General features: G+C 73.7%; 8 protein-coding genes. 5 read left to right on the forward strand and 3 right to left on the reverse strand.

Annotated features, from left to right (window positions below; all coding sequences use genetic code 11):
- Window positions 1–83: 83 nt before the first annotated feature.
- Entirely contained in the window at window positions 84–782 is a 699-nt protein-coding gene (locus HF577_RS34520; protein WP_169400208.1) for an SDR family oxidoreductase, read from the forward strand.
- On the opposite strand, the gene leuS is transcribed toward HF577_RS34520, so the two are convergent.
- Window positions 779–3679 carry a leucine--tRNA ligase gene (gene leuS / locus HF577_RS34525; RefSeq protein ID WP_169400209.1) on the reverse strand — a complete coding sequence of 967 codons (2901 nt, stop codon included), beginning with the start codon at window positions 3677–3679 and terminating at the stop codon, window positions 779–781. The genes HF577_RS34520 and leuS overlap by 4 nt on opposite strands.
- A gap of 188 nt (window positions 3680–3867) precedes the next feature.
- Between leuS and HF577_RS34530 the strand changes: the two genes are divergently transcribed.
- A complete protein-coding gene (locus tag HF577_RS34530) occupies window positions 3868–4326 on the forward strand; it encodes an SdpI family protein (protein ID WP_169400210.1) in 459 nt (152 codons plus the stop codon).
- Between the two features lie 32 nt (window positions 4327–4358).
- On the opposite strand, the gene HF577_RS34535 is transcribed toward HF577_RS34530, so the two are convergent.
- Complete coding sequence (locus HF577_RS34535; protein WP_169400211.1) at window positions 4359–4967, reverse strand: YqgE/AlgH family protein; 609 nt, start codon at window positions 4965–4967, stop codon at window positions 4359–4361.
- Window positions 4968–5000: 33 nt separating this feature from the next.
- On the opposite strand from HF577_RS34535, the gene HF577_RS34540 reads away from it, so the two are divergent.
- A complete protein-coding gene (locus HF577_RS34540; RefSeq protein WP_312859570.1) occupies window positions 5001–6332 on the forward strand; it encodes an MFS transporter in 1332 nt (443 codons plus the stop codon).
- Window positions 6333–6400: 68 nt separating this feature from the next.
- Here HF577_RS34540 and HF577_RS34545 read toward each other — a convergent pair whose 3' ends face one another.
- On the reverse strand, window positions 6401–7867 hold the full coding sequence (locus HF577_RS34545; RefSeq protein WP_312859571.1) for a CCA tRNA nucleotidyltransferase: 1467 nt from the start codon (window positions 7865–7867) through the stop codon (window positions 6401–6403).
- A 99-nt stretch (window positions 7868–7966) separates the two neighbouring features.
- Here HF577_RS34545 and HF577_RS34550 point away from each other — a divergent pair, with 99 nt between their 5' ends.
- The gene (locus HF577_RS34550; RefSeq protein ID WP_169400212.1) at window positions 7967–8461 is read left to right on the forward strand and encodes an NUDIX domain-containing protein; all 495 of its coding nucleotides are present in this window, start codon (window positions 7967–7969) and stop codon (window positions 8459–8461) included.
- Window positions 8458–10811, forward strand: a 2354-nt coding sequence (locus HF577_RS34555; protein WP_169400213.1) for a DUF6049 family protein, incomplete at its 3' end; no start/stop codon positions are given. The genes HF577_RS34550 and HF577_RS34555, both read left to right, overlap by 4 nt.

Genomic DNA, 10811 nt, shown 5'->3' on the forward strand with positions numbered 1-10811 from the left:
CCCACGTTCCCCACCCCCCGCGGCCGGGCGGACCGGTGTCCCCGGAGGTAGGACCAGGTCAGGAGGTCGTAGAGTGCGCGCCCGTGACGGAGCTCGACCTACGTCCTCTCGCCCTGGTCACCGGGGCGTCCCGCGGCATCGGCGCCGCCGTGGCGAGGGCGCTCGCCCCCGGGCATGACCTGCTGCTCGGGGGCCGGGACACGGAGGCGCTGAAAGCACTGGCGGCCGAGCTACCGGGCGCGCGCCCGTGGCCCGTCGAGCTCACCGACACCGCGGCACTGGCCGAGGCGGCGGGCGGCGTCGAGCGCCTGGACGTGCTCGTGCACTCGGCCGGGATGAGCGCGCTCGGCACCGTCGCCGACACCTCAGTGGCCACCTGGCGGCGCCAGTTCGAGGTGAACGTCGTCGCGGTGGCCGAGCTGACCAGGCTGTTGCTGCCTGCGCTCCGGGCCGCCCGGGGACGGGTCGTGCTCCTGAACTCCGGCGCGGGCCTCGCCGCCAACCCGGGCTGGGCCTCCTACGCCGCCAGCAAGTTCGCCCTGCGGGCGTTCGCCGACGCGCTGCGCGCCGAGGAGGCCCCCAACGGCCTGCGGGTCACCTCGCTGCACTGCGGCCGCGTCGACACCGGGATGCAGCGCAACGTCGTCGCCCAGGAGGGCGGCGAGTACCGACCGGAGGCCTACCTGCGGCCGGAGTCGGTGGCCGGGGCCGTGCTGCTGGCCGTGACGGCGCCCGACGACGCCGCCCTCACCGAGCTCGTGCTGCGACCGGCCGCCGGCTAGACCACCACGTTGACGAGGCGGCCCGGCACCACGATGACCTTGCGGGGAGTGCGGCCGTCCAGCAGGGCGGCGACCTTCTCCTCGGCCAGCGCGGCTGCCTCCACCACGTCCGTACCGGCGTCCGCCGCCACGGTGATCCGGCCGCGCACCTTGCCGTTGACCTGGATCGGGTACTCGACGGTGTCAGCCACCAGGTACTGCTCGTCGGCCACCGGGAACGGACCGTGGGCCAGCGAGCCCTCGTGGCCCAGCAGCGACCACAGCTCCTCGGCGACGTGCGGCGTCAGCGGCGCCATCATCTGCACCAGCTGCTCGGCGACACTCCGCGGCACACCGGTGCTGCCGTAGGCCTTGGTCAGGTGGTTGTTCAGCTCGATCAGCTTGGCTGCGGCCGTGTTGTAGTGCAGCGCCACGAAGTCGGCGTGCACCCCGGCGATCGCCCGGTTCAGCGCACGCAGCGTGTCGACGTCGGGCTCCTCGTCGGTGACGCGGACCGTGCCGGTGTGCTCGTCGACCAGGTTGCGCCACACGCGCTGCAGGAACCGCTGCGAACCCACGACGTCGCGGGTGGACCACGGCCGGGAGACGTCCATCGGCCCCGTCGACATCTCGTACAGGCGGAAGGTGTCGGCGCCGTAGCGCTCGCACATCTCGTCGGGAGTCACCACGTTGCGCAGTGACTTGCCCATCTTCCCGTACTCCCGGCGCACCCGCTGCCCGTTCCACGTGAAACCAGGAGTGCCGTCGGGCTCGACGACCTCGACGACCTCCTCGGCCGGCACGTAGGCGCCGCGCGCGTCGGTGTAGGCGAAGGCCTGGATGTAGCCCTGGTTGAACAGCCGGCGGAACGGCTCCTCGGAGGTGACGTGGCCCAGGTCGAAGAGCACCTTGTGCCAGAACCGGGCGTACAGCAGGTGCAGCACCGCGTGCTCGACACCGCCGACGTACAGGTCGACGCCGCCGGGGTCGGCCGGACCGCGGGACGGGTCCTTGCCCAGCCAGTACCGCTCGACCTCGGGGTCGACGAAGCGCTCGGAGTTCTCCGGGTCCAGGTACCGCAGGTAGTACCAGCACGAGCCGGCCCACTGCGGCATCGTGTTCGTCTCGCGGCGGTAGCGCTGCAGGCCGTCCCCGAGGTCCAGGTCGACCGCCACCCACTCCTCGGCACGCGACAGCGGCGGCTCCGGCTCGGTGTCGGCGGCGTCGGGGTCGTACGTCTTCGGGGAGTAGTCGTCGATCTCGGGCAGCTCGACGGGCAGCTGGTCGTCGGGCAGGGGAACCGGCAGGCCGTCGGTGTCCCACGCGATCGGGAAGGGCTCGCCCCAGTACCGCTGCCGGGAGAACAGCCAGTCGCGCAGCTTGTACTGGACGACCGACTCACCGGCCTCCCGCGCCGCCAGCCAGTCGATGATCGCGCGCTTGGCGTCGGAGACGCCCAGGCCGTTCAGGCTGATCTCGTCGTTCGCCGAGTTGATCGCCGCGCCGTCACCCGTGTAGGCCTCGCCGTCCCAGCCCTCGCTCGGCTGCACGGTGCGGGTGATCGGCAGGCCGAAGGCCGTGGCGAAGTCCCAGTCGCGCTGGTCCTGGGCCGGCACCGCCATGATCGCGCCGGTGCCGTAGCCCATCAGCACGTAGTCGGCGACGAAGACCGGGATCGGCTGCCCGTTCACCGGGTTGGTGGCGTAGGCGCCGGTGAAGACGCCGGTCTTCTCCCGGTTCTCCTGCCGGTCCAGCTCCGACTTGCGCGCCGCTGCGTCCCGGTAGCCGGTGACGGCCTCCCGCGGCGTGGCGGCGCCGCCGGTCCAGCGGGCATCGACGTCGGCGGGCCACGCCTCGGGCGTGATCGCGTCGACCAGCGGGTGCTCGGGCGCGAGCACCATGTAGGTGGCGCCGAACAGGGTGTCGGGGCGGGTGGTGAAGACCTCGATCGGGGTGCCGACGCCGGTGATGGGGAAACGGACCTGCGCGCCCTCGGAGCGGCCGATCCAGTTGCGCTGCATCGCCTTGACGGAGTCGGGCCAGTCCAGCCGGTCCAGATCGGCCGTCAGCCGGTCGGCGTAGGCGGTGATCCGCATCATCCACTGCTTCAGGTTGCGCCGGAACACGGGGAAGTTGCCCCGCTCGCTGCGGCCGTCGGCGGTGACCTCCTCGTTGGCCAGCACCGTGCCCAGCCCCGGGCACCAGTTCACCGGCGCCTCCGAGATGTAGGCCAGTCGGTGCCCGTCGACCACCCGGCGCCGCTCCACGCCCGTCAGCTCGGTCCAGGCCCGCCCGTCGGGAACGGATCGGGTGCCGTCGGCGTACTCGGCCTCCAGGTCCGCGATCGGACGTGCCTTCTGCTGCGCCTCGTCGTACCAGGAGTTGTAGATCTGCAGGAAGATCCACTGCGTCCACCGGTAGAACTCCACGTCGGTGGTGGCCACCGAGCGACGCTCGTCGTGGCCCAGGCCCAGCCTGCGCAGCTGCGCCTTGTAGCGCTGGATGTTCTCCTCGGTGGTCTTGCGCGGGTGCGTGCCCGTCTGCACGGCGTACTGCTCGGCGGGCAGCCCGAACGCGTCGAAGCCCATCGCGTGCAGCACCGTGCGACCGTTCATCCGCAGGTAGCGACCCAGCACGTCGGTGCCGATGAATCCCAGCGGGTGACCAACGTGCAGCCCGGACCCGGACGGGTACGGGAACATGTCGAGCAGGTAGACCTTCTCGCCTGCGGTGGCGGCCGGATCGGCCCACGGCCCCGACGGGTTGGGGGCGTGGAAGGTGCCCTCGCTCTCCCACCGGTCCTGCCAGCGACGCTCGATCTGCGCGGCCAGCCGCGCGTTGTACCGGTAGGGCAGCGCCCCGTCGTCGGCTGGGCCGTCGGCGCGCTCCGGCGCAACTGCGGTCGTGTCCGTGCTCATGTCCCACTCCTGGGAGGTGTCTAGTCGGCCCGAAAACCAGAAGACCCCCCTGCCGCTCGGGCATGAGGGGTCGGCCGCGCCGGGTGCTGCCTACTGCGACGCGGCCTCGACGAGGAGTCGATGGGCCACGCCTCCAGGGTAGCTCCGCTGACGCAGGTCCCGCGCCCGGGTTCGCCTAGGCTGGCGACGTGCCGCAGTCACTCCGTCTGGTCCTCGGTTCGCTGCTCGTGCTGGCCGGGCTCGCACTCATCGCCGTCGCCGTGCTCGGCGCCCGCTCGCGGCTGCGCCGCAACGCCTGGCTGGGGGTCCGCACGGAGACGACCCTGAGCTCGCACGCGGCGTTCGTCATCGGCAACAGGGCGGCGGCCGCGCCGGCCGGCGCCGCCGGTGCGGTCGCGGTGGCGGGCGGAGCGGTGCTGCTCTCGGGAGCGGACGGTGTGCTCGGCTGGGTGGTGCTGGCCGTGGCGGTCGTCGGGACGCTCGGGCTCGCCGGCGTCGCCGGAGTGGTGGGCGACCGCGCCGCGACCTCCGTGCCCCCGCCGGCCTTCGCGCCGTCCGGCTGCTCGGGCACGTGCGCCGGATGCGACCTCGTGGCGGGTTGCCGCGACACGGCAGCCGGCGTCCCGAGCGGCGCCGAACAGGGCTGACACAGGGCTGACACAGGGCCGAGCGCAGGCCGTCAGTTGTGCCGGACGTCGGACGGGTAGGTCGCCAGCAGCGAGAGCGGCATGCCCTGCCGGCGCAGCACCTGGCCCCACAGCCCCGCGTCGTGGCCGGCCAGCACGTCGTCGGGCAGGGCTGGGATCACGATCCAGTCACCCCGGTCGATCTCCCCGGCGAGCTGCCCCGCGTCCCAGCCCGAGTAGCCGGCGAAGACGCGCAGGCCACGAAGACTCGGGCCGATCGCCGCCGGATCGGTGTCCAGGTCGACCAGGACCACCGGTCCGCGCACCCGCACCAGCCCCTCCACGTTGCCCGGGTGCAGGCCGGTGCGCACCGCTCCGAGGCAGAGCGCCGTCTCCCCCTCCACCGGACCACCGACGAACACCGCCTGGGGCTGCGCGGACAGCGGCGCCCATGCGGGCAGCACGTCGCGCACCGGGACCTCGCTCGGCCGGTTCAGCACGACGCCGAGACTGCCCCGGTCCCGGTGCTCGATCATGAAGATCACCGTGCGGTGGAAGTTGGGATCCAGCAGCCCCGGCGCCGCGACGAGCAGGCTGCCCGGTCCCGGCTCGGAACCAGGAGAAGCACCAGAGCCCGAGCGGTCGTCCACCACGCGGTCCATCGTCGCATCCGGCAGTCCGCGTAGCCTTCGCCCGTGCCGACATCGGGACCACCGACGCCGCCGGTCGCCGCAGGAACAGCGGCGCCGGAGGCGACCGAGCGACTGGGTTTCGCCCGGCTCGTCCGCACCCACGGCCTCCGTCGCCTTCTGGCCGTGCGCTTCGCCACACAATGGGCCGACGGCGTGTTCCAGGCCGCACTCGGCGGCGCGGTCCTCTTCAACCCCGAGCGGCAGGCCGATCCGCTCGCCGTCGCCGCCGGCCTGGCCGTGCTGCTGCTCCCGTACTCGTTGATCGGCCCGTTCGCCGGGGCGCTGCTGGACCGCTGGGACCGCAAGCGGGTGCTGATGGCGGCCAACGTCGTGCGGGCCGCGCTCATCGTCGTGGTCGCGGCCACGGTCTTCACCGGCGTCTCCGGCCCGGGCCTGTATCTCGCTGCCCTCGCCGTCGCCGGGGTCAGCCGGTTCGTCAACTCGGGCCTGTCGGTGGCGCTCCCGCACGTCGTCCCCCGGCGCCACCTCGTCGAGGCCAACACCTTCGCGGTCACCGTCGGAGCCGGCATGGCCGCACTCGGCGGGGCCAGCGCGATCGGGATCCGCGCACTCGTCGGACCCGACGACACCGGCTCGGCGATCACCACGCTGGTGGCCGTGGTCGGGTCGCTGCTCGCCGCCGCACTGGCTGCGGGGTTCGGCCGCGGCTCACTCGGACCCGACCGGACCGACCTGGGCAGCCGCACCGCCGTCACCGTCCTGCACGGGCTCGCCGACGGGGTACGCGCCACCGCCGCCACCCCCTCGGTGGCCGCGTCCTTCCTCGCGCTGGCGGCCCACCGGCTCTCCATCGGCATCACCACACTGCTGTCGCTGCTGCTCTTCCGGTACGCGTTCACCGACAGCGGGTTGTTCCGCGCCGGGCTGGCGGGCATCGGCGAGGCCGTCCTGCTCGGCGCGGCGGGCCTCGGGGTCGCGGCGCTGCTCACGCCGTGGATGGTGCGGCGCTGGGGTCGCCCCCGCACGATCCGCACGGCGCTCGTGGTCGCCACGGTCACGCAGGTCGCCCTGGCGCTGCTGCTGTCCGCGCCCGCCGTGCTGGCAGCGGCGTTCGTGCTCGGCGCCACGGGCCAGATCGTGAAGCTGTGCACCGACGCCGCGGTGCAGAGCGAGGCGGGCGACGGGTTCCTCGGCCGGGTGTTCGCGCTCTACGACATCGTGTTCAACGTCGGGTACGTGCTCGCGGTGGCCGTGGCCGCCCTGCTCAGCCCACCCGACGGCTACGCGCCGTGGCTCCTGGGCGCGGCGGCCGCCCTCTACCTGCTGGGACTGCTGGCCCACGACCAGCAACTGCGGCGCACGAGCAAGGCCTGACCGCCGCTCCTCGTCGCAGCAAAGCCACTTTCACGCAACGAGCTTGCATGAACGTGGCTTTGCTGCAATCAGCCGACGCCGTTCTCGGACGCCCAGGTGCGCAGCTCGGCCTCCGCTTCCTCCCGCGTCAGCGGGCCGCGCTCCATGCGGACGGCGAGCAGGTGCTTGTACGCCTTGCCGACGAGCGGGCCCGGCGGGACGCCGAGCAGCTCCATGATCGCGTTGCCGTCGAGGTCGGGCCGGATCGCGTCGAGCTCCTCCTGCTTGCGCAGCTCCGCGATCCGGTTCTCGAGGGAGTCGTAGCTGCGCTGCAGCGTGGCCGCGCGGCGCCGGTTGCGCGTGGTGCAGTCCGACCGCACGAGCTTGTGCAGCCGGTCGAGCAGGGGGCCCGCGTCGGCGACGTAGCGCCGGACCGCGGAGTCGGTCCACTCGCCGGTGCCGTAGCCGTGGAACCGCAGGTGCAGGAACACGAGCTGGGCGACGTCGTCGATGACGGCCTTGGGATAGCGCAGCTCACGCAGGCGCCGCCGCACCATCTTCGCCCCGACCACCTCGTGGTGGTGGAAGCTGACGCGCCCGTCGGGTTCCTTGCGCCGGGTGTCGGGCTTGCCGATGTCGTGCAGCAGGGCCGCGAGGCGCAGCACGAGGTCCGGGCTCCCGGGCTCCTCCCGCTCGATCGCCTGCTCCATGACGACCAGCGAGTGCGTGTAGACGTCCTTGTGCTGCATGTGCTCGTCGACGGCCAGCCGCATCGCCGGCACCTCCGGCAGCACCTGCTCGGCGAGCCCCGTGTCGACCATCAGCTCGACCGCCCGGCGCGGGTGCGTGCCGCAGATCAGCTTGCTGAGCTCCACCTGCACCCGCTCGCGGGTGATCCGGCGCAGCTCCGCCGCCATCGCCGTCATGGCCGTGAGGACCCGCGGGGCGGGCGCCAGGCCCAGCTGGGAGACGAACCGCGCGGCCCGCAGCATCCGCAGCGGATCGTCGGCGAAGGACTCCTCCGGCGTCGCCGGCGTGTCGAGGACACCGGCCGCGAGCGCGGCCAGCCCGCCGTGCGGGTCGACGAAGCGGCGCTCGGCGCCGGTGAGCTCCACCGCCATTGCGTTGACGGTGAAGTCGCGGCGCACGAGGTCGTCCTCGATGGTGTCGCCGAAGGCGACCACCGGGTTGCGGGTGACGCGGTCGTAGGCGTCGGCGCGGAACGTGGTGATCTCCACGGTGTCGCCGCGCTTGCGCGCACCGACCGTGCCGAAGGCGATGCCGGTGTCCCAGACCGCGTCGGCCCAGCCGGCGAGCAACGCGAGCACCGCGTCGGGACGCGCGTCGGTGGTGAAGTCGAGGTCGCCGGACTCGCGCCCGAGAAGGGCGTCGCGGACGCTGCCACCGACGAGGTAGAGGCGGTGCCCGGCCAGCGCGAAGCGGGCCGCCAGCTCCTCGGCGACCGGCCCGATCTGCACCATCTCCACGACCGCATTCTCCTGGGCACGTACGAGGTCGGGGGGAACGGCACCGGACGCCAGGGCTGCTGCGGACACGGCGGGCCAGTGTAGGCGCCCGGGTCGGACGCGGCGACGAGGATGGTGGCCCCGGCGCTGGCCGGGCACCGGAACCGGTCTGCTCGATACGATCGCCGCATGTCCACATCCCGCGGCCGCTCCGGGGGGCGCCGCGCGAGCCGCCCTTCGGACCGCAGGCGGCGGTTGCGGACGGTCGACGAGACGTCGGCCGGTGGGCTGGTGGTGGACCCCGCGTCGGGCACGGCCGCGGTGATCGGGCGCCTGGACCGGCGGGGACGTCTGTTGTGGTCGTTGCCCAAGGGCCACATAGAGGCCGGTGAGACGGCCGAGGAGGCGGCGGTGAGAGAGGTCGAGGAGGAGACCGGCATCATCGGCCGCGTGGTCGCACCACTGGGCACCATCGACTTCTGGTTCGTCGCCGAGGATCGGCGCGTGCACAAGACCGTGCACCACTTCCTGCTGCGCGCCCTCGGCGGCGAACTGTCCGACTCCGACGTCGAAGTCTCCGAGGTGGCCTGGGTGCCGCTCGAGGAGCTCGAGTCGCGGCTGGCCTACGCCGACGAGCGACGCTTGATCCGGCGGGCCACGGAGCTCCTGGAGGAGACGGCGTGAAGCCGATCGCGACCCTGGTCGCGATCCCGGTTCGGATGCTCACGGCGCTGGCGCTGACGGGGCTGGCACTGACGGGACTGCTGCTCGTAGGGCCGTCGGCCACCCCGGCGTACGCATCCCCCGTCCGGGCCGCACCGCTCCAGTCCCCGTTCCAGCTGGATCCGGACGGGACCGCCGGGCCGCTGCGGCTGGACCTGACGCAGCTCACGCCGCGCGTCGTCACCACGGGCGGGCCCCGCGTCCTCACTCTCGCCGGCACGCTGACGAACACCGGCGAGCAGCCGATCGGGGACCTGGTGATCCGCGTGCAGCGCGGCGACCCGCTGGGCACGGAGGGCGCGGTCCGGGACGCGCTGGACGGCGCCGCGAGCACCGACGCGGTCACCCCCCAGTTCACCGGCCTCCCCGGGGAGCTCGCACCCCGCGGCCAGATGCCGATCCGGCTGACCGTCCCGCTCCGGGGCGCGCCCGGCACGAGCCTCGCGCTCGGCTCGACCGGGGTGCACGAGCTGCTCGTCAACGTCAACGGGGTGCCCCGCGACGGCCAGCGGGCGCGGCTGGCCGCGGTCCGGATGCTGCTGCCCGTGCTGTCCCTGCCGCCGTCCCCCGACGGGGCGGGCAGCGTTCCCCCGCCTCCGGCCGGCCCGGCCATCCCGTTCTCGCTGCTGTTCCCGATCACCGACACCCCGCGGTTGGTCGCGACGGTGCCGGGCGAGCCCACCCTGCTCACCGACGACGACCTCGCCGCGTCCATGGCTCCCGGCGGTCGACTCGGCAGCCTCGTCTCGGCGCTCACCACGAACGCGCCTCCCGGGTCCAGCGTGCGGGAGGCCACCTGCCTGGCCATCGACCCCGACCTCGTGAAGACGGCGTCCCTGATGCGCGCGGGCTACGAGGTCGAGCGGCCCGGTGGCGGCGGCCCGGTGCCCGGGTCGGGCGCGGAGGTGGCCGGGCAATGGCTGGACAGTCTCGCCGCGGTGGCGAAGGGCGGCTGTGTGATCGCGCTGCCGTACGCGGATGCAGATCTCGTCGCTCTGACGAGAGGTGGGCTCGGGGAGCTCGCCACGACCACGATCCAGGAGGGCAGGCAGGTCCTGTCCGACATCCTGCACACCACGGTCGTGCCCGGCGTCACGTGGCCCGTCGGTGGGGTGGCCGACGACCCCGCGCTGGACCGGATCGGCGAGGCCGACGGCCGGTCACTGGTGCTCTCCGCCGACGGCGTCGACCAGGGCCGCGTGCAACGTCACAGTGGCGTGGTGCCCATCGCGGGCGGCAACCTGCCCCAGTTCGCGGTGCTGACCGATCCGCTGCTCACCCGCGCCGCCACCGGGCCCAGCAGCTTCACCGGCCCCGACCCCGGACGCGGCGGAGCCGTGGTGTCGACCACCCCGGCCGGCGTGGTCGGTCCGCTGTCCACGCAGGACCTCATCGGCGCGCTCACCTTCCGCACGGAGGAGGCGCCGGACGGCGCCGCCGCGCCCGGCCCGCTCGTGCTCGCGCCGCCACACCAGTGGGCGGTCGAGGGCGCCGGGGCCGACGCGCTGCTCGCCACCGTCGACCAGCTTCTCCAGGCTCACCGGATCGTGCCCCGCGCGCTCGACGGGGTGCTCGCGGCTGGTCCGCCCGCCGGGACCGCCCCGCTCGCCCCCGCCTACCCGTTGCGGGCAGGGGGCAGCGAGATCCCCGGCAGCGCGGTCGACATCGTCGGTGAGACCGCACGGGACATCGAGGACCTGAGCTCTGCCGCCGTACCCCGTTCCGGTGTGGGGGTCAGCCCCGACGACGCGTTCGACCCGCTCCGGCTCGGCCTCGCCCGGCCGGTCTCGGCGGCATGGCGGGGCCGGCCCGCCGCCGCCACCGCGGCCGCGACGGCGGGCGCGGGGAGGGTGGCCGAACTGCGCGCATCGGTGCGCGTGCTGGAGCCGCCGAGCCCGTACTCGCTCGGGACCTCCGACGCCCCGATCCTGATCACCGTGGCGAACGGGTTGCCGGTCACGGTCGAGGTCCACGTCGAGATCCTCCCGTCGGCCGGCCTGCGGGTGGCGCCGATCCCGCCCCAGCAGGTGCCACCGCTCGGCAGGCGGCAGGTGCGCGTGAGCGCCGAGGTCACGCGCTCGGGCCAGTTCATCGTCCAGGCCGCGGTACGTACTCCGGGGGGAGAACTGCTCGGACCACCGAGCCGCCTGCGGGTGCGCTCCACCGCTTACGGCACCATCACCGTGTGGCTGACGGCGAGCGCGGGCGGGCTGCTCGTGGTGCTGGCGGTCCGTCGGGTACTCCGACGGGTCCGCGGCGAACCGGGCCGGACCCCCGGACGGGGCCGTCCGGCACCGGAGACGGACGGCCC

The organism is Pseudonocardia xinjiangensis, from assembly GCF_012911925.1.
In the GTDB taxonomy this organism is placed as follows: Bacteria; Actinomycetota; Actinomycetes; order Mycobacteriales; family Pseudonocardiaceae; genus Pseudonocardia; species Pseudonocardia xinjiangensis.